The organism is Azospira oryzae (assembly GCF_004217225.1).
GTDB lineage: Bacteria > Pseudomonadota > Gammaproteobacteria > Burkholderiales > Rhodocyclaceae > Azospira > Azospira oryzae.
Genome location: NZ_SHKM01000002.1, coordinates 947419 through 969830, shown reverse-complemented (window position 1 = coordinate 969830; position 22412 = coordinate 947419). Strand labels below are relative to the sequence as shown.

Below are 22412 nucleotides of genomic sequence, written 5' to 3'. Positions count from 1 at the left end.
CCGATGGCCTGGCTCCAGCTCCGCTGCGACACCGACGCCGCCAGCGCCGAAGCCCTCACCGACGCCCTGATGGAGGCGGGGGCCCTCTCCGCCGGCATCGAGGATGCGGATGCGGGCACGCCGGAAGAGACGCCCCAGTTCGGCGAACCGGGCATGGACATCGCGGCGGCCTGGGACCATTCCCGCATCGCCGCCCTGTTCGAGGCCGATGCGGACGCGGGGGCAGTGCTTGCCGCCTGCTGCGCCGGGCTGGGCCTGCCGACGCCCGCCTTCACCCTGGAAACGGTGGAAGAGCAGAACTGGGTGCAGCTGACCCAGTCCCAGTTCGACCCCATCCGCGTCTCCGACAAGCTGTGGATCGTGCCCTCCTGGCACGAGACCCCGGCCCCGGACGCCATCAACCTGATCCTGGACCCGGGCATGGCCTTTGGCACCGGCTCCCACCCCACCACCCGGCTCTGTCTGGAATGGCTGGAGCGCTACGTCACCGCCGATTGCAGCCTGCTCGACTACGGCTGCGGCTCCGGCATCCTGGCCATCGCCGCCGCCCGTCTCGGCGCCAACCCGGTGACCGGGGTGGACATCGATCCCCAGGCGGTGGATGCGGCCAAGGCCAATGCCGAGCGTAACGGTGTCAGCGCCCACTTCGCCGACTCCCGCGATCCCATCGACGGCCAATTCGACATCCTCATCGCCAACATCCTGGCCAACCCGCTCAAGGCCCTGGCCCCGGCCCTGGCCGCCCACGTCCGCCCCGGCGGCTGGCTGGCCCTGTCCGGCATCCTGGTGGAACAGGAAGAGGAACTGATGGCCATCTACAGCCCCTGGTTCGCCATGGCCGTGGCCGACCGCCGGGAAGGCTGGGTCTGCCTGGAAGGCCGCCGCATATGATCCTCACCCGCTGCCCCCAACCTGAGTGCCAGACGACCTTCCGGGTCACGCCGGAACAGCTCAAGGCCCGGGGCGGCAAGGTCCGCTGCGGCCAGTGCCAGCACGTCTTCAATGCCCTGGAGCACCTGCTGGACGAAGGCGGCGAGGAAACCGCCACCCTGCGCCCCGCCACGCCGCCGGCCGGCCCGGTGGATGCGGGCGAGGCGGCATCTGAAACTGCAACGGGCGCTGCGCCAGAAGGCGCAGTGGAAGCCGATCTACAGGCGGCCATGCCGGAGAACGGCGACACTCCTGGCTCCCAGCCCGATACTCTCGAAGACGACCGCCAGGAGCCGATCCTGGACGCCTCCGCCATCGAGGAGCCGAGCGATGCGCCGGTGCTGGCCGACGCCGGCGCCCCGCCGGCCGACCTGGCCCATGACCCGGCAGACCCGATCCTGCCCCGGGAAACTACTGCCATTCCCGGCTACAGCAAGTGGGCCGAGCGCCCTCTGGCCGGTGGCGGCGCCCTCATGGCCGAACCGGCGCGCAAGCCCCGCTGGCCTTTCCTGCTGGCCATTCTGATCCTCTTCTCCGTCCTCCTCGGCCAGATGGCCCACCGCTTCCGCAGCGACCTGGCCATCGCCCTGCCCTCCCTGCAGCCCCTCATGCTCGCCGCCGGCTGGGACATTCCCCTGCCGCGCAAGGCCGAGCTGGTGAGCATCGAAGCCTCCGACCTGCAGGCCGACGCCGCCAAGGGCCAGCTCATCCTGATGGCCACCCTGAAGAACCGGGCGCCCTACGTGCAGGACCTGCCGGCCCTGGAACTGGCCCTCACCGACACCCAGGATGCGGTGGTTTCCCGCCGCGTCCTGCACCCCGCCGACTATCTCACCGGCACCGCCGCCCCCGCCGGCTTCCAGGCCAACGGCGAAATCCCCGTCAAGCTGTGGATCGAGGCCAAGGATCTGGTGCCCTCGGGCTACCGCCTCTACGTCTTCTACCCGTAATCCCCCGGTAACACGGCCACGGTAGGCTCTGTGGCGTTCGGAATGTTCGGCCCTTCCTGGCGGAAGGGCTTTTTTTCATCCCCGCGCCCCGACCCCATGAGCCACGACTCCCAAAACGAAAGCCCATTCAAGGGCAAGACCGGCCTCACCCGCCTGTGGAATGCCCTGCACTACTCCATCGACGGCCTGCGCGCCGCCTACCGCCATGAGGATGCCTTCCGCCAGGAGGTGTGGCTGGCCGTGCTGCTCATTCCCGTGGCCGTGCTGCTCCCCGGTACCGGTATCGGCAAGGCCCTGATGATCGGCAGCGTGCTGCTGGTGCTGGTGGTGGAACTGCTCAACTCGGCAGTGGAAGCCACGGTGGACCGCATCTCCCTGGAAAACCATCGCCTCGCCAAGCGGGCCAAGGACATCGGCAGCGCCGCCGTGCTCATTTCCCTGGCCAACGTGGCCGCCGTGTGGAGCCTCGTGCTGCTGGGCTAGGCATGGCCACCTGCCGCCAACGTCAGCGAAACTTCATCGAACGGTCACACAAAAGTCACCATTGGTCGCCAGCATGGGCTCCATGCACGAAGACGACCTGCCCCCGCTCTGCGTCCACGACTACGCGCCCAGCCAGCCCCAGCTGCGCATCGCCGTGGTGACGGAAACCTACCCGCCGGAAGTCAATGGCGTGGCCATGACCCTGAGCCGCATGGTGGACGGACTGATCCGCCGCGGCCACCGCATCCAGCTGGTGCGGCCCCGCCAGCACGCCCAGGAGCGCCCTGCCAGCGGCCACGCCCTGGAGGAGGTGCTGGCCGCCGGCGTGCCCATCCCCAGCTATGCCGGCCTCAAGCTGGGCTTGCCCGCCAAGCGCGCCCTCACCCGCCTGTGGTCCCTGCAGCGGCCGGATGTGGTGCACGTGGTGACCGAAGGCCCTCTGGGCAGTTCGGCCATCGCCGCCGCGCGCAAGCTGCGCCTGCCCGTCACTTCCGATTTCCACACCAACTTCCACGCCTACAGCCACCACTACGGCATGGGCTGGCTGAAGCGCCCCATCGCCGCCTACCTGCGCCGCTTCCACAACAAGACCGACGCCACCTTCGTCCCCACCGGCCAGCTGGCCCGGGAACTGGGCGACAACGGCTACGACAACCTGCAGGTGGTGGCCCGGGGCGTGGATACCGCCCTGTTCCACCCGGAGCGCCGCTCCGCCGAACTGCGCCGCTCCTGGGGCGCCACCGACAACAGTCTGGTGGTGCTGTCCGTGGGCCGCATGGCGCCGGAGAAAAACCTCAATCTGGTGCTGGAGGCCTTCGCCGCCATCCAGGCCCGTCAGCCGGAGGCGCGCCTGGTCTTCGTCGGCGACGGCCCGGTGCGGGCGGGGCTGCAGGCCCGCCATCCCCAGCACGTCTTCGCCGGCATGCGCAGCGGCAGCGACCTGGCCAGCCACTACGCCTCCGGCGACCTGTTCCTCTTTCCCAGCCTCACCGAGACCTTCGGCAACGTCACCCAGGAGGCCCTGGCCTCCGGCCTGCCGGTGGTGGCCTACGACTACGCGGCGGCCTCGGAACTGATCGTGCCCGGCCGCAACGGCCTGCTGGCCCCGGCCGGCGACGCGACCGCCTTCGTCGCCGCCGCCCGGGAGGCGGCCGAACCCAATACCCTGCGGGTGCTGCGCAACCACGCCCGCATGAGCGTGGTGGGCAACGACTGGGAGCACATCCACGACGCCTTTGCCGCCGCCCTCGGCCAGGCCGTGCGCAGCCACGAGCGCCGCTACCAGGCCGCCACCGCCATCGTCATGGCGCCGGACTAGGGCCGGGCCGCCGGGCGGCGGCCCGGGTATAATCGCGGGCTTAATCCATTTTCCCGACGATTCCCATGCGCGCACTCATCTGCGGTTCCATTGCCTACGACAACATCATGGTCTTTCCGGACCGCTTCAAGAACCACATCCTGCCGGAACAGATCCATATCCTGAACGTGGCCTTCCTGGTGCCCGAACTGCGCCGCGAATTCGGCGGCTGCGCCGGCAACATCGCCTACAGCCTCAAGCTGCTGGGCGGCGAGCCGGTCATCATGGCCACCGTCGGCGAAGATGCCGCCCCCTACCTGAAGCGCCTCGACGACCTGGGCCTGTCCCGGGAGCACGTGCGCCCCGTGGCCAACAGCTACACCGCCCAGGCCTTCATCACCACCGACCTGGACGACAACCAGATCACCGCCTTTCACCCCGGTGCCATGACCTTCTCCCACCTCAACAGCGTGGGCGAAGCCAAGGACATCGGCCTGGGCATCGTCGCCCCGGACGGCCGCGACGGCATGATCGGCCACGCCAAGCAGTTCGCCGAAGCCGGCATCCCCTTCATCTTCGATCCGGGCCAGGGCATGCCCATGTTCTCCGGCCACGAACTGCTGGATTTCCTGGCCCAGGCCGAATACGCCACCTTCAACGACTACGAGGCCAAGCTGCTCACCGACCGCACCGGCAAGTCCCTGGAAGAGCTGGCCAAGCTGGTCAAGGCCCTGGTGGTGACCCGGGGCGGCGAAGGCTCCCATATCTACGTCGGCGGTCAACGCCTGGATATTCCCTGCGTTAAGGCAGAAGAGGTGGTCGATCCCACGGGCTGCGGCGACGCCTACCGCGCCGGTCTGCTCTACGGTATCGCCAACGGCATGGACTGGGACCAGATCGGCCGCCTCGCCGCCCTCGTCGGCGCCATCAAGATCGCCCGTTCCGGCCCCCAGAACCACACCTTCACCCGTGAAGAAATCGGCGAGCAATACCACCAGGCCTTCGGCAGCCGCCTGTGGTAAGCCCCGCCGGCAAGGAGAAAGCATGACCCGTATCCCCTCCCTCGCCATCGCCGGCCTGGCCGGCCTGCTGCTGCTCGGCAGCCTGGCCGGCTGTGCCAACAGCCAGTCCGGCAGTTCCTACGGCCGCAGCAGCACCCGTCAGGAAATGGCCGTGCGCCAGGGCGTCGTCGAATCCGTGCGCAAGGTCACCATCGAAGGCGGCAACACCCCGGTGGGCACCGTCGCCGGTGCCGCCATCGGCGGCATGGCCGGCAGCAACGTCGGTAGCGGCCGCGGCAGCACCGTCGGCGCCATCCTCGGCGCCGTCGCCGGCGGCATGGCCGGCAGCGCCCTGGAAGAGAAGATCAGCAAGAAGGACGGCGTCGAAATCACCGTCAAGCTGGACAACGGCAACCTGGTGGCCATCGTCCAGGAAGCCGACGAGGAATTCCACCCGGGCGAACGGGTCCGCATCCTCTCCGGCAACGGCAGCAGCCGCGTCAGCCACTGAGTCCGACCCCGTGCCGGCGCCATGCCGGCACGGCCCCGCTTCATCCAAACTTCACCACGGCGCAACCTCGGCGTAACAGACGCTCTCTAGATTCTGTCCTCATGACTCAAGGAGGACAGACCATGCAGAACGAACAGACGTCGCTGGAACAAAGCCGCCGCATCTACGCCCGCAACCTTTCCGTCGGCCTGGCCGAGAGCGAACGGGAAATCCTCGAAGCCCAAAAACTGCGTTACCGCGTCTTCGGCCAGGAGATGGGCGCCAAGCTGCCCAGCCGGGTGCCGGGCGTGGATCAGGACATCTACGACCCCTATTGCGACCATCTGGTCTGCCGCAACGAGGACAGCGGCGAGATCATCGGCACCTACCGCATCCTGTCGCCGGAAAAAGCCCGCAAGATCGGCGGCTACTACACCGAAAACGAATTCGACCTTACCCGCCTGCAGCACCTGCGCCCGCGCCTGGTGGAAGTGGGCCGCTCCTGCGTCCATCCGGATTACCGCACCGGCGCCACCATCACCCTGCTATGGTCCGGCCTGGCCCGCTACATGCTGGAAAACGGCCACGAGTACCTGGTGGGCTGCGCCTCCATCAGCATGGCCGATGGCGGCCACGCCGCGGCGGCTCTGTATAATCAGCTGCAGGACCACCTGAGCCCCCTGGAGTACCGCGTCTTCCCCCGCTGCCCCCTGCCCCTGGAGGCCCTGCGCAACGAGGTGAAGGCCGAGACCCCGCCCCTGATCAAGGGCTACCTGCGGGCCGGCGCCTGGATCTGCGGCGAACCGGCCTGGGACCCGGACTTCAACACCGCCGACCTGCCGGTGCTGCTGCCCATGTCCAAGGTGGACGCCCGCTACGCCAAACACTTTCTGGGACGTTAAAACTGGATACATCGCCACCCCGCAGCGGGGCTGAAGCCCATCTCCTGCCCCGCCCCATCCGCTGGTTCCGCCTGTCCCGCCTGATGCTGCACCTGGTGCACGGCATCCTGGTGGTGGCCCTGTGGTATCCCCTGATCGGCACGGAACGGCGCCTGCGCCTGAAGCAGGCCTGGTCGGAGAAGCTGCTCAACATCCTCGGCGTGCACCTGCAGGCCCAGCTGCAGGGGCTGCCCCCGGGCAGCCTGCTGGTGGCCAATCATGTCTCCTGGCTGGACGTCTATCTGATCAACGCCGCCCAGCCGGCCGCCTTCGTCTCCAAGGCCGAAGTGCGGCAGTGGCCCGTCATCGGCTGGCTCTCGGCACGCACCGACACCATTTTCCTGCGCCGCGGCAGCCGCGGCCATGCCCGGATCATCAACGAGGAAATCGGCGCCATCCTGGGCCGGGGCCACATGGTGGCCCTCTTCCCGGAAGGCACCACCACCGACGGCGGCAGCCTGCTGCACTTCCACGGCGCCCTGCTGCAACCGGCCATCGAGGCCGGACGCCCCATCGTTCCCCTGGCCCTCTCCTACCATGACCGCAACGGCCGGCGCAGCACCGCTGCCGCCTACGTGGGGGAGACCAGCCTGTGGCAATGCCTGCAATCCATCCTGGCGGCCGGCTGGCTGGCAGGCCGGGTGGAGGCATGCCCGCCCCTCACCGTGGAGGCCGCGGGAGGGCGCAAGGAACTGGCCCAGCAGGCCCGTCAGCAGATCGCCACGCGCCTCATGCTGGGCAGCAGCGAGACAGGGGCAGCCGCGCCCCTGCAGCACGCCGCCTAGGCCAGCCCCAACGTCACCGCAGTCTGCTGCCAGCGCCAGGTGTCGCGGCACATGGCGGCCAGGTCCCGCCGGGCGGTCCAGCCAAGGAGGGATGCCGCCAGGGCGGGATCGGCGTAACAGGCGGCAATGTCGCCCGGCCGCCGGGGGACGAAATCGAAGGGAATGGTCCTCCCGCTGGCCGCTTCGAATGCCCGCACCAGATCGAGGACGCTGTAACCACGCCCTGTTCCCAAATTAACCGTCAGCATCCCTTCCCCACGCGCCAGGGCTGCCAGGGCTGCCAGATGCCCCTGGGCCAGGTCCACCACATGGATGAAATCCCGCACCCCGGTACCGTCAGGGGTGGGATAGTCGTTGCCGAAGACAGACAGGCGGGCACGCAGGCCGGCAGCAACCTGGGCCACATAGGGCATCAGGTTGTTGGGAATGCCGTTGGGCGCCTCGCCAAGCAAGCCGCTCTCGTGAGCCCCCACCGGGTTGAAATAACGAAGCCGGGCAATCCGCCATTGGGAATCGGCGGCCGCCATGTCGGCCAGCACCTCTTCCAGCATGAGCTTGCTGCGTCCGTAGGGATTGGTGGCCCGTAACGGAAAGTCCTCGCGAATCGGCACCGCATGGGGATCGCCATAGACCGTGGCCGACGAACTGAACACCAGGGTCTTGACCCCGGCTTCGGCCATTGCCTCGAACAGCACCAGGCTGCCGCCCACATTGCACTCGTAATAGCGCAGAGGCTGGGCCACCGACTCCCCCACCGCCTTGAGGCCGGCAAAGTGGATCACGGCATCGACAGTCTGCTCCCGGAAAATCCGGCACAGCAACTGGCGGTCCCGCACGTCGCCCTCGATGAAGATCGGCGCAGCACCGCCCAGGCCGGCAATGCGCTCGGCCACATCGGCACGGCTGTTGGAGAGGTTGTCGAGGATGGTGACGCCATGGCCGGCCTGCAGCAACTCAACGCAGGTATGGGAGCCGATGTAGCCCAGGCCGCCGGTGACCAGAATATGCATGCTCATTCCTTGAAAAGGGGCACGGCCTCGTCGGCGGCGCAGTCCACCTGGAACAGGGCCCGGTCCTCCAGACGCAGGGCGGACAGCTTGCCGCCCCACAGGCAGCCGGAGTCCAGGGCCAGCAGATTGGGCTCCAGGCGCAGCCCCAGGGCCGACCAGTGGCCGGTCACCAGGACCGTCGCGGCGCTGCGCCGGCCCGGCACCTCGAACCAGGGCAGATAGCCGGCCGGCGCCTGGCTCAGTTCGCCCTTGGCCTTGAAGTCCATTTCCCCGGCCGGGGAGCAGAAGCGCATGCGGGTCATGGCATTGACGATCACCCGCAAGCGGGGCCAACCGGTCAGGCTGGAGTCCCAGGCTCCCGGTTCGCTGCCCCACATGTTCGCCAGGAACTCCCGGTAATTCTCCGCCTGCAGGGCCTGCTCCACCTCGCCCGCCAGGGTCCGGGCCTCGGCCACGGACCACGCCGGCAGGAGCCCTGCATGCACCATGGCGTAGTCGCCCTGCACATGCATCAGGCGCTGGTGCCGCAGCCAGTGGAGCAGTTCGTCCCGGTCCGGGGCGGCAAGGATGTCATCGACGGTGTCGCTGCGATGGCGCTTGCCGAAACCCTCGGCGGTCATGAGCAGGGAGAGGTCGTGATTGCCCAGCACCGTGACGGCCCGGTCGCCCAGGCCTTTGACGAAGCGCAGGGTCTCGAGGGAGCGGGGCCCCCGGTTCACCAGGTCTCCCACCAGCCACAGGCGGTCGAATTCGGGGGAAAAGCTGCACTTCTCCAGGAGCGCCTGCAAGGAGGCGAAGCAGCCCTGGATGTCGCCGACGGCGTAGGTGGCCATGTTATTGGGGCCGGTATTCCGGCACGAAACGGGCAAGCCCGGCCTTGATCCCGGCCACGTCCGCCGGCGGGGTTTCCAGCCAGCGGGCCAGGTCGCCGATCCACGCCTCTTCCGGCGCGCTTTCGGCCTTGGCCACCCGCAGCTTGGCGTGGGGGGTGGGCAGGGTCATTTCATTGTCGGCAAGCAGTTCCTCATAGAGTTTCTCGCCGGGACGCAGCCCGGTGAACTCGATGGGAATTTCCTCCTCCGTGAAACCGGACAGCCGGATCAGGTCCCGGGCCAGATCGACGATCTTCACCGGCTCCCCCATGTCCAGCACGAAAATCTCGCCGCCGTTGCCCATCAAACCGGCCTGCAGCACCAGCTGGGCTGCCTCCGGGATGAGCATGAAATAGCGGATGATGTCCGGATGGGTCACGGTGACGGGGCCGCCCCGGGCGATCTGTTCGCGGAAGGTGGGAATGACCGAGCCGTTGCTGCCCAGGACGTTGCCGAAGCGCACCACGATGAACTGGGTACCGCCGCCGGCCTGCTCCAGGGACTGCACCACCCGCTCCGCCATGCGCTTGGTGGTGCCCATGACGTTGGTGGGATTGACGGCCTTGTCGGTGGAAATCAGGACCATCTTCTCCACCCCCGCCTGGCGCGCCGCCATGGCCACCCGCCAGGTGCCGAGGACGTTGTTGCGCACCGCCTCCCAGGCATTGGCGCTCTCCATCAGGGGCACGTGCTTGTAGGCGGCGGCATGGAACACCAGGGCCGGCCGGTAGGCGGCGAAGACCTGCTGCAGCCGCGCCTCGTCCTTGACGTCGCCAACGACGCAGACCACATCGAGGCCGGGGAAAGTACGACGGAATTCCTGCTCGATCTGGTACAGGGCGAATTCGGACACTTCGAACAACACCAGCTGGCGCGGCGCAAAACGGGCAATCTGCCGGGCCAGTTCGGAACCGATGGAGCCGCCCGCCCCCGTCACCAGGATCGTGCGCTCGGCGATGAGGCGACTGAGGCCGGCATCGTCCAGCTGCACCGGCTCCCGCCCCAGGATGTCTTCAAGTTCCACCTGGCGGATCTGGGACAGGGACACCCGGCCCGACAGCAGGTCGTCGAGGGCCGGCACGGTCAGCACCTTGAGCCCGGCCTGCACGGCCTGCTCCATGGCCCCGCGACGCACGGCGGCACTGACGCTGGGCATGGCGACAATGACATGGCCAACTTCCAGCTCCTTGGCCCAATGCACCATGCTGGCGATATCGCCCCGGATCTTCACTCCATGCACTTCCCGTCCATGCTTGGCCGGATCGTTGTCCAGCAGGCCGGCCACCCGCCATTGGGGGGAGCGCTGCAGCTCGCGGATCAGGCGTTCGCCGACCTCGCCGGCGCCGAGAATCAGCACCGACTCACCGGACAGGGCCAGGTGGCCGTAGAGGCAGCGGTCCTTCCAGGCCCGGTAGAGGAAACGGCCGCCCCCCATCGCCAGAATCAGCAGGATCGGATGCAGCACCAGAACTGAACGGGGCACCCCCGGCATGCCGGTCATGAACACCGCCACCGCCGTGACTAGGCCGCCCAAGCCGACGGAAACGATGATCCGGCGCAGGTCCATCAGACTGGCGTAGCGCCAGATCCCCCGGTATAGGCCGCTGAGCCAGAACAGGGGGACATAGACGGGTACCAGAATGGCCAGGGAAAAGAGGCCGGCCCGCAGGTACTCATCCGGCAGGGAGAGGTTGAAACGCAGCCAGTACGCGGCCAGCCAACAGACGATCAGGGCGACCAGATCGTAGGCGGAAGCGATGAAACGTCGGGAAATCAGGCCCAGAAAGGCCTTCTGGGCGGAATCGCCCTGGTGGGAGTCAGGCATCGGATCATTGTCTTGAGATATGCCGCCATTTTACTGCACCGCGACGCTCTGCACAGCGTCGGGACGACGGAAGGGGCTACGGCCCTGGCCCAGACGGGAACGGGCCGACACCGGGACCGACTTACCGGTAGTAATCCCGGTACCAGCGGACAAACTGGCCAACCCCGTCCTGCACCGAGGTCTTGGGGGCGAAGCCGACGGCCTGGCCCAGCAGGGCCGTATCGGCCCAGGTTGCCGGCACATCACCATCCTGCAGCGGCAGGAAGCGCTTGTTGGCGACCTGACCCAAGGCACCTTCCAGGGCCTCGATGAAGGCCAGGAGATCCACCGGCTGGTCGTTGCCGATATTGAACAAGCGGTAGGGCACATTGCTGCAGGCCGGATCGGGCGCAAGCCCGTCGAAGGACTCGCTGGCCCGGGCCGGTTGGTCGAGGACGCGCACCACCCCTTCGACGATATCGTCGATATAGGTGAAATCCCGCTGCATCTTGCCGTGGTTGAAAACGTCGATGGGTCTCCCCTCGAGAATGGCCCGGGTGAACAGGAACAGGGCCATATCGGGGCGCCCCCAGGGACCGTAGACGGTGAAGAAGCGCAGCCCGGTGGTGGGCAGGCCGAACAGGTGGCTGTAGGTGTGGGCCATCAGTTCGTTGGACTTCTTGGTGGCGGCATAAAGGCTCACCGGGTGATCCACGGCATCGTGCTCGGAGAAGGGCATCTTCCTGTTGCCGCCATAGACGCTGGAACTGCTGGCATAGACCAGATGCTCCACCTGGGCGTGCCGACATCCCTCCAGGACATTCACGAAACCCACCAGGTTGGACTGGGCGTAGGCGTGGGGATTGGCCAGGGAATAGCGCACACCGGCCTGGGCGGCCAGGTGCACCACCCGCTGGAAGCCCTCGGCGGCAAAAAGCTCCTGCATGCCCTGGCTGTCGGCGATATCGAGGCGGACGAAGCGGAAATTCGGATAGGCGGCCAGGCGAGCCAGTCGTGCTTCCTTGAGGGATACCTCGTAGTAGTCGTTCAGGTTGTCCACGCCCACCACTTCGTCGCCCCGCTCGAGGAGGCGCTGGGCGGTGTGCATGCCGATGAAGCCGGCGGCGCCGGTAACCAGGATTTTCATGGGAATTCCAGAAGAAAGCTCAGCGCCCGGAGCGCCGCTGCAGGTCGATCATTTTCGCATACTTGGCAAAGCTGTTCGTGCAGCCGATCAGGGTATGCACCAGGCCCGGCAGGCCGTCCAGGAAGCCCCTACGCACCAGGTAGAACTTGATGAAGCGGAACAGGGGCGACAGCAGCAGACGGCCGCTGCCGGCCCGCTTGCCGGCGCGATGGGCGGCCTCGGCCGCCAGGGTGGTGTAGCGGTTCTGTTTGGCCAGGTAGCTGTCCAGGGTTTCGGCCGAGTCGTGCAGCAGGTCCCCCGCCAGATCGCCCACGCTTTCCCCGGTCAGCACGTGCTCGTGCACCGCGTCGTCGGACCAGCGGGCATGGCCGCGGTGGAAGAGACGCAGGTTCCAGTCCGGATAGCCCTCACCATGGCGCAGGTAGCGCCCCATGAAACGGTTGCAGCGGGCCACCCGGTAGGCGTGATGCCGGGGCCCCTGCAGGGCGGCGCCAATGGCTGCCGCCAGGGCCGGCGTCACCTGTTCGTCGGCATCGATGCAAAAGACCCAGTCGTGGCGCGCCTGGCTGACGGCAAACTGCTTCTGGCGGCCGAAGCCCAGCCACTCTTGATGGACAACCCGGGCGCCGTAGTGCTCGGCCAGGGCCACGGTGCCGTCGCTGCTGCCCGAATCCACCACGACGATTTCGTCGGCGAACGCCAGGCTCTGCAGACAGGACGGGAGCGAATGGGCGGCATTCTGGGTGATCAGCACCGCACTGAGGGGCGCCGTCGCGGCGGGAGGAGGGGCAGAAGACATGCGCAAGCTATAATGGAGGCCAGCAGGGATTCTAAATCCCCCCGGCCCCGGCCCCAAGTCAAAAACCACCACCGCCGCCCCGATGCCCCAAATTCTTATGGTAAAGACCTCCTCCATGGGGGATCTGGTCCACAACTGCCCGGCCGTCACCGACATCCTGGCCCGCTTCCCCGAGGCCCGCATCGACTGGGTGGCCGAAGAAGCCTACGTTCCCATTCCCTCCCTGCACCCCGGCGTGCGCCGCGTCATTCCCATCGCCTGGCGCCGCTGGCGCAAGCAGTTGGGCCAGCGCCACGCCTGGCAGGAAATGGGGGAATTCCGCCGTGCCCTGCAGGCCCAGGCCTACGATTTCGTCCTCGACAGCCAGGGTCTGCTGAAGAGCGCCGCGGTGGACAAGCTGGCCCGGCTCGCTCCCGGCGGACGCATCGTCGGCGGCGACGCCCGCAGCATCAAGGAGCCTTTCGCCGCCCGCTTCTACGACCTGCGCCTGCCCATCAAATGGTCGCGCCATGTGGTGGACCGCTGCCGTGCCGTGGCTGCCGGCGCCCTCGGCTATGACCTGGATACGCCGCCGCGCTATGGCATCCAGGCTGAGCCCCTGGTGGCCGACTGGCTGCCCAGCCAGCCTTACGCCGTGCTGATGCACGCCGCCAGCCGCCCGCCCAAGCTGTGGGCCGAGGAGCACTGGGTCGCCCTGGGCCAGCGCCTGGCCCGGGACGGCATCGTCGCCGCCCTGCCCTGGGGCAGCCCCGAAGAGCGCCAGCGCAGCGAGCGCCTTGGGGCCCGGCTGCCCGGTTCCTTCATCCCGCCCCTGATGGACCTGGGCACGGCCGGCCGCTTTCTGGCCGGGGCCCGGGTGGTGGTGGGCCTGGACACGGGCTTCACCCACTTCGCCGCTGCCCTGGGACGCCCCACGGTCGGCATCTTCTGCGATTCGGACAGCGTGCAAGCGGCCGTCTTCGGCGACGCCTTCTGCGAAAGCTACGGCCAGAAGGGTGCGCCACCCAGTCTCGCCACCATCCTCGATGCCGTCGAGCGGGCCCTGGCCGGCTGACGCGCCATGGTTTCCCGCCTCCTGTACACCCTGCTGCTGCGCCTGGCCACGCCCCTGGTGCTGTTGCGCCTGCTGCGACGCAGCCGGCAGCAGCCGGAGTATCGCCGCCACTGGGGTGAACGCTTCGGCCTTAGCGGCGCGGCCATCCCGGGGCCGGTGATCTGGGTCCATGCCGTCTCCGTCGGCGAGACCCGGGCCGCCCAGCCCCTGCTGGCCGAACTACTGGCCCAGTATCCGCAGCACTCGATCCTGCTCACCGGCATGACGCCCACGGGCCGCGACACCGCCACCCAGGTGTTCGCCGCCCTGGGCCAGGACCACGCCCCGCGCCTCCATTACCGCTACCTGCCCTACGACTATCCCGGCGCCGTCGGCCGCTTCCTGGAGCGCTACCGCCCCAGCCTGGGCCTGCTCATGGAAACCGAGCTGTGGCCCAACCTGCTGCACCAGGCCCGGCACCATGGCGTCCCCATGCTGCTGGTCAATGCCCGCCTCTCGGCCCGTTCGGCCCGCGGCTACGGCCGCTGGCCCGGCCTGTTCGCCCCGGCCCTGGCCGGTCTCGACGGCATCGCTGCCCAGACCCCGGACGACGCAGCCCGCTTGCAAGGCCTCGGCGCCAAGCAGGTCAGCGTCTGCGGCAATCTCAAGTTCGACGTGCAGATCGCCCCGGCATTGCGGCAACAGGGACAGGACTGGCGCCGCCAGCTGGCCGGCCGCACCGTCTGGCTGGCAGCCAGCACCCGGGAGGGCGAGGAGGCCTTGATCCTGGACGCCTGCGCGGCCATGGACATTCCCGACCTGCTGCTCCTGCTGGTGCCGCGCCACCCCCAGCGCTTCGGCGAAGTCGAAGCACTGGTCCAGTCCAGGGGAATGAGCTTGGTGCGGCGCAGCCAAGGCCTGCCGACACCGGAAACCCGGGCCTGGCTGGGGGACAGCATGGGGGAAATGGCGGCCTACTTCAGTTGTGCCGATTTGGCCGTGATGGGGGGCAGTCTGCTGCCTTTCGGCGGCCAGAACCTGATCGAAGGGGCGGCCTGCGGCTGCCCCCTGCTGCTCGGCCCCCACACCTTCAACTTCGCCCAGGCGGCGGAGGATGCCGTCGCCGCCGGTGCCGCCCTGCGTCTTGAGGCCGGCCAATCCCTGGCCGGCACGGCCCAGGCCCTGCTGCGGGACAAAGAAAAACGCCGCATCATGTCCGATGCGGCGTCAGCCTTCGCGGCGGCCCACGGCGGGGCCACCGCCAGGACCATGGACCTGATCCGTTCCCTTATCGCGCCAGCAGGCCGTTGACCCGCTGCAGGTCCTCGTCGGTGAGGCTGCCGACCACGCCCTTGAGGCGCAGCTGGTTCACCAGGGTATCGAAACGGGCCTTGGCCAGGTCGCGCTGGGTCGAATAGACCTGTTGCTCGGCGTTCAGCACGTCGATGTTGATGCGCACCCCCACCTCGTAACCCAGCTTGTTCGAATCCAGGGCCGACTTGGAGGAGACCAGGGCTGCTTCCAGAGCCCGCACCTGGGCCAGGCCATTGACCACGCCCAGATAGTACTGACGTGCCCCCAGGGCCGCCTGACGGCGGGAATACTCCAGGGTCGAACGGGTCGCCTCGCGGCTGGCTTCGGCCTCACGCTGCTTGGAGAGCACGGCGCCGCCCTGGAACAGGGGAATGTTCAACTGCAGGCCGATGGCGGTGGAATCCTGCTCGTAGCCAACCCCCGGGAAGAGGGGGTTGGTCTGCACACCATTGGTCTGCACCGCATTGCTGCGGGTGGCCACCAGGTCCAGGGTGGGGAAATGACCGGCGCGCTGCTTGCTCACTTCCTTGTCCGTGATTTCCAGCTGGGCTTCCTGGATCTGCACCGCCAGGGCGTCCTTCTCGGCGGAAGCCACCCAGTCGTTCATGTTGGCGGGCTTGGGCGGCTCCAGGGTGGTGTCGGTACGCAGGGTGGCCAGTTCGCCCGCCTCCCGGCCGATGATGGCCTGCAGGTTGCGGCGCTTGATTTCCAGATCGCTTTCGGCGGCAATTTCCTGGGCGGTGGACAGGTCGTAGCGGGACTGGGCTTCGTGGGTGTCGGTGATGGTGGCAGTGCCCACCTCGAAGCTCTTCTTCGCCAGTTCCAGCTGCTGGGCAATGGCTGACTTCTGGGCCTGCAGGGAGCGCAGGTTCTCCTGGGCGTAGAGCACGTCGAAATAGGCCTGGGAGACGCGCAGGATCAGGTCCTGGCGGGCCTGGAGGAACTGGGCCTCGGCCTGGGCCACCTGCAGCTTGGCCTGATCGTACTGCATCCAGTTCTGCCAGCGGAACAGGGGCTGGCTGAGGCTGACGCTGTAGCCGTGGCTGTTGTACTGGCCCGTGGCGACGGCCGCACCCGACACCCGGCGCTGGTACTCCACGTCGTTCCACATGGTGTTCACGGACACACCCAGGGTCGGCAGCAGGCCGGCCCGGCCCTGGGGCAGCTTTTCGCGGCCGGCTTCCAGGGTGTGCTTGGCGGCGGTGAACTGGGCGTCGTTGTCCAGGGCCTCCTTGTAGATCTGCAGCAGGTCGGCCCCCTGGGCCGCGGCGGCGATGAACAGGGAGGACAGCAGCAGGGAAACAGCTTTCAGTTTCATGGACAGCCTTCAGTAGGTCGGCATGGACGGATCCACCACCTGGGCCCAGGCGTGCATGCCGCCGGACAGGTTGTGGATGGCGCTAAAACCGCGGTTCTCGAGGAACATCGCCACCTGCATGCTGCGTCCGCCATGGTGGCAGATCACCACAATTTCCTCGTCCCGGGGCAACTCGTCTGCCCGCACCGGCACCGTGGCCATGGGCATGGCCACCACGTCCGGCAGGGCGCAGATGGCAAGCTCCTCCGGCTGGCGCACATCCAGCAGCAGGGGGCGGGGGCGGGCCGGATCGGCCAGCCAGTCGGCGAGGGAGGAAACGGAAAGCTGGTTCATCAGGGGCAATCAGAAACGGAAACGCTCCTTGGCCGGCGCGTTCTGCAGGGGCGCCACCACGGTTTCGAAAAGATTGAGGCTGGCGAAGGTGGTCTCGCCGGTGCGGGTGACGATCTGGGCTTCCATCACCGGGGCCTCACCGACAAATACGGCCATGCGGCCGCCAACCTTGAGCTGTTGCAGCAGTTCTTCGGGCACCACCGGCAGGGAACCGGAAACGACGATGACGTCGTAGGGAGCGCCGGCGGCCCAGCCATGCACGCCATCACCCACTTCGACGGAAACGTTGCTGATGCCGGCCTTGGCCAGGTTGGCCTTGGCGGTCTTGGCGATGGCCGGGCTGATCTCGACGCTGGTCACCTGGTCGGCCTTGGCGGCGAGCAGGGCGGCCATGTAGCCGGAGCCGGTACCGATTTCCAGGACCTTGTCCTTGGGTTGCACGGCCAGTTCCTGCAGCAGCTTGGCTTCCATCTTGGGGGCCAGCATCACGGCGCCTTCGCCCAGGGGAATCTCCAGGTCGGCAAAGGCCAGGGCCTGATGGGCGGCGGGGACGAACTCCTCGCGCCGGACCTCGGACAGCAGGTCCAGCACATCCTGGTCCAGCACGTTCCAAGGCCGGATCTGCTGCTCGATCATGTTGAAGCGGGCTTGTTCCATGTTTTGCACTTGTTCCATCACGAGTCCCCGTCTGCGGTCGTTATATTAGCACTTACTAATATGTGGTTGGCGGAAAAAGGCGATTATAACTGAGGCCCCTGGCGACTGCCGGCCAGGGTTTCGTCCACCGTTTGCAGGGACTCCGCCGGTGCGGCAGGCTTGACCTTGTGCCAGGCGGCGTACAGGGCCGGCAGGAAAATCAGGGTGAGCAGGGTCGCCACGGTCAGGCCGCCCATGATGGCCACGGCCATGGGGCCGAAGAAGGCGCTGCGGGTCAGGGGAATCATGGCCAGGATGGCTGCCGCCGCCGTCAGCACGATGGGCCGCAGACGCCGCACCGTGGAATCGACGATGGCCTCCCAGCGGGGCTTGCCCGCCTTCTCGTCCTGGTCGATCTGGTCCACCAGGATCACCGAGTTGCGCATGATCATGCCGGAGAGGGCGATGGTGCCGAGCATGGCGACAAAGCCGAAGGGCTTGTTGAACAGCAGCAGGAACACGGTCACCCCTACCAGGCCCAGGGGCGCGGTCAGCAGCACCATGGCCACCTTGGAGAAGCTCTGCAGCTGCAGCATCAGCACCGTCAGCACCACCAGGAAGAAGAGGGGCACGCCGGCGGCAACGGAAGCGCCGCCCTTGGCCGACTCCTCCACGGCGCCACCCACTTCCAGGGTGTAGCCCAGGGGCAGGGAGGCCTTGATGGACTGCAGGGACTTCTCCACCTGGGCCGACACCACCGGCCCCTGCATGTGGCCGTAGATATTGCCGCGCACGGTGATGGTGGGCACCCGGTTGCGGCGCCAGACGATGCCTTCCTCGAAGCCGTACTCCAGGGTTGCCACCTGGGACAGGGGCACGGCCTTGCCGGCCCGGGTCGGCAGCATCAGATCCGGCAGCAGGGAGAGACGCCGCCGTTCCATTTCGGTACCGCGCAGATGCACATCCACCAGTTCGGCGCCGTCGCGGAACTCGGTGACGCTCTGGCCCTTGAGGGCGGTGTTGATCAGGTTGGCGATGTCGCTGGAGGTGACGCCCAGCAGACGGGCCTTGGACTGGTCCACGGTGAGGCGGACCACCTTGGCCGGCTCCTCCCAGTCCAGGTGCACATTGGCCAGGCTGGGATTGGCCCGCATCACCTGGGCCACCTCGTGGGCGTAGCCTCGCAGCACATTGAGATCGGGGCCGGCGACGCGGAACTGCACCGGGAAGCCCACCGGCGGGCCGTTCTCCAGACGGTTGATGGCCGCCCGCAGGCTGGGGAAGTCATGCTCGAAGAGATCGATCAGCTTGCTGCGCAGGGCCTCCCGTTCCGGCGACCCCTGGGTCAGGATGACAAACTGGGCGAAGTTCTTCTGCGGCATCTGCTGGTCCAGGGGCAGATAGAAGCGGGGGCTGCCGGTGCCGACGTAGGCCACCACATTGTCGATGCCGGGCTGCTCGGCCAGCCAGGACTCCAGGCGCTTGGCCTCGGCGTCGGCGGCATCCCAGGAGGCGCCCTCGGCCAGGCGCAGGTCCACGATCAGTTCGGGCCGGGTGGAATCGGGGAAGAACTGCTGCTGCACCATGCCGAAACCGACGATGGAGGCGACGAAGGCGCCCACGGTGATGCCGATCACCAGCCAGCGGCGCCGCACGCAGGCATCCACCAGGACGCGGAAGCGGCGATAGAAGGGCGTGGCGTAGATATCGTTCTCGCTGTGGGTGTGGGGCTCCTTGTGCAGCCAGCGTTCGAGCCAGGGCAGGCGGCGCATCAGCCAGCGGCTGAGGCGTCCCGGCTCCTGATGGGCCACCCGGTGGTGGGCGAAATCCGGCAGCAGCTTGTAGCCCAGATAGGGCACGAACAGCACCGCCGCCACCCAGGAAATGAGCAGGGCGATCACCGTCACCTGGAAGATGGAACGGGTGTACTCGCCGGTGGCGGAAGCGGCGGTGGCGATGGGCAGGAAGCCCGCGGCCGTAACCAGGGTGCCGGAGAGCATGGGCATGGCGGTGGATTCGTAGGCGAAGGAGGCCGCCTTGGCCCGGGCCCAGCCCTGTTCCATCTTGGTCGCCATCATTTCCACGGCGATGATGGCGTCGTCCACCAGCAGGCCCAGGGCCAGGATCAGGGCGCCGAGGGAAATCTTGTGCAGGCCGACACCGAAGATCTGCATGAAGAGGAAGGTGATGGCCAGCACCACCGGAATGGTGATGGCCACCACGATGCCGGTGCGCAGGCCGAGGGAAAGCAGGCTGACGCCGAGAACGATGATCACCGCCTCGATCAGGGAACGCACGAACTCATTGACCGAACGCTGCACCGCCTGGGGCTGGGAGGAGACGGTGTGCAGTTCCAGGCCCACCGGCAGGCGGTCCTGGATGGAGGCCACGGCACCGTCGAGACCGCCGCCGAGGCGGATGATGTCGCCGCCCTTGGCCATGGAGACGCCGATCAGCACCGCTTCCTTGCCCATGTAGCGGATCTTCTGGGTGGGCGGATCCTCATAGCCGCGGCCGATACTGGCGATGTCGCCCAGGCGCACCTCGCGGCCGTTGGCCCGCAGACGGGTTTCCCGCAGGGCCGTCAGGTCGTCGTAACGGCCGCTGACGTCGATGCGGATGTGCTCGCTTGGGGTATCGAAGCTGCCGGCCGCCAGCACCGCATTCTGGTTCTGCAGGGCGGCCACCACGGCGGCGCCGTCGATGCCCAGGGTGGCCAGCTTGGCGTTGGAGAGTTCGATATAGACCCGCTCCTTCTGCTCGCCGAAGAAATCCACCTTGGCCACGTCCTTCACCCGCAGCAGTTCGGCCCGGATGGCCTCGGCCTGGCGCTTCAGTTCCGTATAGCCGAAACCGTCGCCGACCACGGCGTAGAGATTGCCGTACACGTCGCCGAACTCGTCGTTGAAGGTGGGGCCCTCGATGCCCTTGGGCAGGGTGTAGCGCATGTCGCCCACCTTCTTGCGCACCTGGTACCAGATGTCCGGCACCGCCGCGGCGGGCGTCGCGTCCTTGGCCTGGAAGAAGATCATGGATTCGCCGGGCCGCGAATAGCTGCGGATGATGTCCGCGTAAGGCACGGACTGCAGGGTCTTCTCGATCTTCTCGGTGACCTGGCGCTCCACCTCCTGGGCGCTGGCGCCGGGCCAGGCGGTGCGCACCACCATGACCTTGAAGGTGAAGGGCGGATCTTCCGACTGGCCCAGTTTGGAATAGGCCAGCAGACCCACCAGGGTCAGGGCCACCATGAAATAGAGCACCAGGGCCGGATGCCGCAGGCCCCACTCGGAAATGTTGAAGCGTTTCACTTGGCGGACTCCGCCGGCTTGGCCGCCACCGGGGTCGCAGCCACGGGGCCGGCCCCACCGCCGCCCACCATGGGCAGGGGCACGGTGCTCGGCTCCACGGCTCGCACCAGTTGGCCGGGTTGCAGCTTGTGCACGCCGGCGATGACCACCCGCTCACCCCGGGCCAGGCCCTTTTCCACCACCACGCCGTCCTCCCGGAAGGGCCCGGTGGTAACGCTGCGGGGCTGCACCTCGCCGCTCTGGGGATTGACCACCCACACCGTGTTCTTGCCGTCCAGACGGGTCAGGGCCGCGGTGGGCACCAGCAGGGGCGCCTCGGCGCTGCCGATGAGCACGCCGGCGGTCATGCCCAGGCGCAGGCCTGCATCCGGCTCCAGCACGGTGACCTTGACCTGGAAGCTGCGGGTGGCGGCGTCGGCTGCCGGCGCCACTTCCCGCACCCGTGCAGCGTAGGACTGGTCCTGGTTGGCCCACAGGCGGATGACGGCGCTGGTGCCGGGCTCGATGCCCTTCATGCGGCCTTCCGGCACCGCCACCACCACTTCCTTGTCGCCCGCCAGGGCCAGGCGGATGGCCGGCTGGCCGGCGCTGACCACCTGCCCCGGCTCCACCTTGACGTCGGTCACCACCCCGTCCTTTTCCGCCACCAGGTCGGTGTAGCCGGCCTGGTTGCCGGTCACCGCGGCCTGGGCCCGCGCCTGGTCGAGGCGGGCCTGGGCGGCCTTGAACTGGGCCTCCCGGCTGTCGAAGGCGCTCTGGGAGATGAACTGTTTTTCCAGCAGCTTCTTCTGCCGCTCGTATTCCGCCTTGGCCACCAGGAAGTCGGCTTCGGCCGCCTTGGTCTGGGCATTGGCAGCAGCAGCCGAGAGGCCCGCATCCACCGGGTCCAGGCGGGCGAGAATCTGTCCTTTTTTCACCACGGCGCCGATGTCCACCTTGCGCTCAATCACCTTGCCGCCGATGCGGAATCCCTGATCGGTCTCGTAGCGGGCTCGCACCTCGCCCACCCACAGCATGTCGCTCTGGCCGGCGGCACCCACCACCTGGGTCAGGGCCGGGCGAGGCTCGGGCGCCTTGGGCGCCTCCTTGCCGCAGGCGGCCAGGACCATGGCCGTGGCGGCCAGCAGCACGAAGGAAGGGATGTTTTTCATGGGGAGGACTCCGGAAGGGGCGGCGCTCACGGCCGCAGGCCCTTGATCAACAAATCGAAATGGGTGTCGAGGAAACGGACGGGGTCCCGCTCCTCCTCGGCGCAGCAGGGACCGATGGAATAGCGCCACACGGCCAGCATCAGGATCGGCGCGAAGATGACGTCCACCGCCATGCCCACATCCACGGGACGGAACTCGCCCTGATCCATGCCGCGCTGCAGGGCCTCCCGCAGCAGGGCGCGGCCCGGGTCGATGACGTTCTCCCGGTAGAACGCCGCCACCTTGGGGAAGTTGCCGGCCTCGGAAACCATCAGCTTGGGTACGCCGCCCAGGGGACTTTCCCCCAGCAGCTCCCACCAGCCGAGCAGCAGGCAGCGCAGCAGTTCGCTGGCCGAGCCCTGATGCTCCTCCAGCATGGTGCGGCCCTCGTTCATGGCCGGAATGATGCCTTCCCGGATCACCGCCTCGAACAGGGCTTCCTTGCTGTCGAAATAGAGATACAGCGTGCCCTTGGAGACGCCGGCCCGGGCGGCGATGTCCTCCAGCCGGGTGGCGGCGAAACCGCGTTCGGTAAACAGTTCCAGGGCAGCCGCCGTCAGCTCCTGGGGGCGGGCTTCCTTGCGGCGGCGGCGGGGTGGATCGGCGGAATCACAGAGAGACATGGGAATACATTACTGACTGACCGGTCAGTAATGTATTGAAAAGGGAAGGCCCGGTCAACCCACCGCCAGCCCGCCCCTTTTCCCTTGATGCCGCCTCTTCCTTTCGCTGACAAAGGGCCACGCCCCAGGCCGGCCCTACGGCCAATGA

General features: G+C 67.7%; 21 protein-coding genes. 10 read left to right on the top strand and 11 right to left on the bottom strand.

What is annotated here, in order from left to right; all coding sequences use genetic code 11:
• The first annotated feature begins 3 nt into the window (after positions 1-3).
• The 8 genes from prmA to EV678_RS13645 all read left to right on the top strand — a co-directional run bounded on the left by prmA (position 4) and on the right by EV678_RS13645 (position 6877).
• Positions 4-891 carry a 50S ribosomal protein L11 methyltransferase gene (gene prmA, locus EV678_RS13680; RefSeq protein ID WP_130459906.1) on the top strand — a complete coding sequence of 296 codons (888 nt, stop codon included), beginning with the start codon at positions 4-6 and terminating at the stop codon, positions 889-891.
• Positions 888-1880 carry a DUF3426 domain-containing protein gene (locus tag EV678_RS13675; protein WP_130459905.1) on the top strand — a complete coding sequence of 331 codons (993 nt, stop codon included), beginning with the start codon at positions 888-890 and terminating at the stop codon, positions 1878-1880. Before prmA ends, EV678_RS13675 begins: the two co-directional genes overlap by 4 nt.
• 96 nt (positions 1881-1976) lie before the next feature.
• Positions 1977-2363: a diacylglycerol kinase gene (locus EV678_RS13670; RefSeq protein ID WP_130459904.1), complete on the top strand. Its 387-nt coding sequence runs from the start codon at positions 1977-1979 to the stop codon at positions 2361-2363.
• An 82-nt stretch (positions 2364-2445) separates the two neighbouring features.
• On the top strand, positions 2446-3681 hold the full coding sequence (locus EV678_RS13665; protein WP_130459903.1) for a glycosyltransferase family 4 protein: 1236 nt from the start codon (positions 2446-2448) through the stop codon (positions 3679-3681).
• Between the two features lie 65 nt (positions 3682-3746).
• Positions 3747-4682, top strand: a complete 936-nt coding sequence (locus EV678_RS13660) for a carbohydrate kinase family protein (RefSeq protein WP_014235509.1) — start codon at positions 3747-3749, stop codon at positions 4680-4682.
• A gap of 22 nt (positions 4683-4704) precedes the next feature.
• Positions 4705-5172 (top strand): outer membrane lipoprotein, encoded by a 468-nt coding sequence (locus EV678_RS13655; protein WP_130459902.1) that lies wholly within the window; start codon positions 4705-4707, stop codon positions 5170-5172.
• Positions 5173-5294: 122 nt separating this feature from the next.
• Positions 5295-6053: a GNAT family N-acetyltransferase gene (locus EV678_RS13650; protein ID WP_014235511.1), complete on the top strand. Its 759-nt coding sequence runs from the start codon at positions 5295-5297 to the stop codon at positions 6051-6053.
• Positions 6054-6136: 83 nt separating this feature from the next.
• Positions 6137-6877: a lysophospholipid acyltransferase family protein gene (locus tag EV678_RS13645; protein WP_235832466.1), complete on the top strand. Its 741-nt coding sequence runs from the start codon at positions 6137-6139 to the stop codon at positions 6875-6877.
• On the opposite strand, the gene galE is transcribed toward EV678_RS13645, so the two are convergent.
• The 5 genes from galE to EV678_RS13620 all read right to left on the bottom strand — a co-directional run bounded on the left by galE (position 6874) and on the right by EV678_RS13620 (position 12509).
• Positions 6874-7887 carry a UDP-glucose 4-epimerase GalE gene (gene galE, locus EV678_RS13640; RefSeq protein WP_130459900.1) on the bottom strand — a complete coding sequence of 338 codons (1014 nt, stop codon included), beginning with the start codon at positions 7885-7887 and terminating at the stop codon, positions 6874-6876. The genes EV678_RS13645 and galE overlap by 4 nt on opposite strands.
• A 2-nt stretch (positions 7888-7889) precedes the next feature.
• Positions 7890-8720, bottom strand: a complete 831-nt coding sequence (locus EV678_RS13635) for a symmetrical bis(5'-nucleosyl)-tetraphosphatase (RefSeq protein WP_130459899.1) — start codon at positions 8718-8720, stop codon at positions 7890-7892.
• A gap of 1 nt (position 8721) precedes the next feature.
• Complete coding sequence (locus tag EV678_RS13630) at positions 8722-10584, bottom strand: polysaccharide biosynthesis protein (protein WP_014235515.1); 1863 nt, start codon at positions 10582-10584, stop codon at positions 8722-8724.
• Positions 10585-10705: 121 nt separating this feature from the next.
• Positions 10706-11710 (bottom strand): NAD-dependent epimerase, encoded by a 1005-nt coding sequence (locus tag EV678_RS13625; RefSeq protein WP_130459898.1) that lies wholly within the window; start codon positions 11708-11710, stop codon positions 10706-10708.
• A 19-nt stretch (positions 11711-11729) separates the two neighbouring features.
• A complete protein-coding gene (locus tag EV678_RS13620) occupies positions 11730-12509 on the bottom strand; it encodes a glycosyltransferase family 2 protein (RefSeq protein WP_130459897.1) in 780 nt (259 codons plus the stop codon).
• 82 nt (positions 12510-12591) lie between these two features.
• On the opposite strand from EV678_RS13620, the gene waaC reads away from it, so the two are divergent.
• Both waaC and waaA read left to right on the top strand, forming a co-directional pair.
• Positions 12592-13563 (top strand): lipopolysaccharide heptosyltransferase I, encoded by a 972-nt coding sequence (waaC, locus tag EV678_RS13615; protein WP_014235518.1) that lies wholly within the window; start codon positions 12592-12594, stop codon positions 13561-13563.
• A gap of 6 nt (positions 13564-13569) precedes the next feature.
• Positions 13570-14853, top strand: coding sequence for a lipid IV(A) 3-deoxy-D-manno-octulosonic acid transferase (gene waaA, locus EV678_RS13610; protein WP_130459896.1), 1284 nt, complete (start codon positions 13570-13572; stop codon positions 14851-14853).
• Here the strand turns inward: waaA and EV678_RS13605 are convergent.
• From EV678_RS13605 to EV678_RS16555, 6 genes are all read right to left on the bottom strand, one after another.
• On the bottom strand, positions 14831-16174 hold the full coding sequence (locus EV678_RS13605) for a TolC family outer membrane protein (RefSeq protein ID WP_130459895.1): 1344 nt from the start codon (positions 16172-16174) through the stop codon (positions 14831-14833). The two genes, waaA and EV678_RS13605, sit on opposite strands and share 23 nt — an antisense overlap.
• 9 nt (positions 16175-16183) lie before the next feature.
• Positions 16184-16507, bottom strand: coding sequence for a rhodanese-like domain-containing protein (locus tag EV678_RS13600; protein ID WP_130459894.1), 324 nt, complete (start codon positions 16505-16507; stop codon positions 16184-16186).
• A 9-nt stretch (positions 16508-16516) separates the two neighbouring features.
• Positions 16517-17182: a protein-L-isoaspartate O-methyltransferase family protein gene (locus EV678_RS13595; protein ID WP_014235522.1), complete on the bottom strand. Its 666-nt coding sequence runs from the start codon at positions 17180-17182 to the stop codon at positions 16517-16519.
• A gap of 65 nt (positions 17183-17247) precedes the next feature.
• Positions 17248-20451: an efflux RND transporter permease subunit gene (locus tag EV678_RS13590; RefSeq protein ID WP_130459893.1), complete on the bottom strand. Its 3204-nt coding sequence runs from the start codon at positions 20449-20451 to the stop codon at positions 17248-17250.
• Positions 20448-21602, bottom strand: a complete 1155-nt coding sequence (locus EV678_RS13585; RefSeq protein WP_130459892.1) for an efflux RND transporter periplasmic adaptor subunit — start codon at positions 21600-21602, stop codon at positions 20448-20450. The genes EV678_RS13590 and EV678_RS13585 overlap by 4 nt, the downstream gene beginning before the upstream one ends.
• 26 nt (positions 21603-21628) lie before the next feature.
• Positions 21629-22264: a TetR/AcrR family transcriptional regulator gene (locus EV678_RS16555; RefSeq protein ID WP_014235525.1), complete on the bottom strand. Its 636-nt coding sequence runs from the start codon at positions 22262-22264 to the stop codon at positions 21629-21631.
• Positions 22265-22412 lie beyond the last annotated feature (148 nt).

Bases quoted from the DNA above. Each gene is read 5' to 3' on its own strand.
- prmA (WP_130459906.1), top strand. From the start codon at position 4: ATGGCCTGGCTCCAGCTCCGCTGCGACACCGACGCCGCCAGCGCCGAA.
- EV678_RS13675 (WP_130459905.1), top strand. From the start codon at position 888: ATGATCCTCACCCGCTGCCCCCAACCTGAGTGCCAGACGACCTTCCGG.
- EV678_RS13670 (WP_130459904.1), top strand. From the start codon at position 1,977: ATGAGCCACGACTCCCAAAACGAAAGCCCATTCAAGGGCAAGACCGGC.
- EV678_RS13665 (WP_130459903.1), top strand. From the start codon at position 2,446: ATGCACGAAGACGACCTGCCCCCGCTCTGCGTCCACGACTACGCGCCC.
- EV678_RS13660 (WP_014235509.1), top strand. From the start codon at position 3,747: ATGCGCGCACTCATCTGCGGTTCCATTGCCTACGACAACATCATGGTC.
- EV678_RS13655 (WP_130459902.1), top strand. From the start codon at position 4,705: ATGACCCGTATCCCCTCCCTCGCCATCGCCGGCCTGGCCGGCCTGCTG.
- EV678_RS13650 (WP_014235511.1), top strand. From the start codon at position 5,295: ATGCAGAACGAACAGACGTCGCTGGAACAAAGCCGCCGCATCTACGCC.
- EV678_RS13645 (WP_235832466.1), top strand. From the start codon at position 6,137: ATGCTGCACCTGGTGCACGGCATCCTGGTGGTGGCCCTGTGGTATCCC.
- galE (WP_130459900.1), bottom strand. From the start codon at position 7,887: ATGCATATTCTGGTCACCGGCGGCCTGGGCTACATCGGCTCCCATACC.
- EV678_RS13635 (WP_130459899.1), bottom strand. From the start codon at position 8,720: ATGGCCACCTACGCCGTCGGCGACATCCAGGGCTGCTTCGCCTCCTTG.
- EV678_RS13630 (WP_014235515.1), bottom strand. From the start codon at position 10,584: ATGCCTGACTCCCACCAGGGCGATTCCGCCCAGAAGGCCTTTCTGGGC.
- EV678_RS13625 (WP_130459898.1), bottom strand. From the start codon at position 11,710: ATGAAAATCCTGGTTACCGGCGCCGCCGGCTTCATCGGCATGCACACC.
- EV678_RS13620 (WP_130459897.1), bottom strand. From the start codon at position 12,509: ATGTCTTCTGCCCCTCCTCCCGCCGCGACGGCGCCCCTCAGTGCGGTG.
- waaC (WP_014235518.1), top strand. From the start codon at position 12,592: ATGCCCCAAATTCTTATGGTAAAGACCTCCTCCATGGGGGATCTGGTC.
- waaA (WP_130459896.1), top strand. From the start codon at position 13,570: ATGGTTTCCCGCCTCCTGTACACCCTGCTGCTGCGCCTGGCCACGCCC.
- EV678_RS13605 (WP_130459895.1), bottom strand. From the start codon at position 16,174: ATGAAACTGAAAGCTGTTTCCCTGCTGCTGTCCTCCCTGTTCATCGCC.
- EV678_RS13600 (WP_130459894.1), bottom strand. From the start codon at position 16,507: ATGAACCAGCTTTCCGTTTCCTCCCTCGCCGACTGGCTGGCCGATCCG.
- EV678_RS13595 (WP_014235522.1), bottom strand. From the start codon at position 17,182: ATGGAACAAGTGCAAAACATGGAACAAGCCCGCTTCAACATGATCGAG.
- EV678_RS13585 (WP_130459892.1), bottom strand. From the start codon at position 21,602: ATGAAAAACATCCCTTCCTTCGTGCTGCTGGCCGCCACGGCCATGGTC.
- EV678_RS16555 (WP_014235525.1), bottom strand. From the start codon at position 22,264: ATGTCTCTCTGTGATTCCGCCGATCCACCCCGCCGCCGCCGCAAGGAA.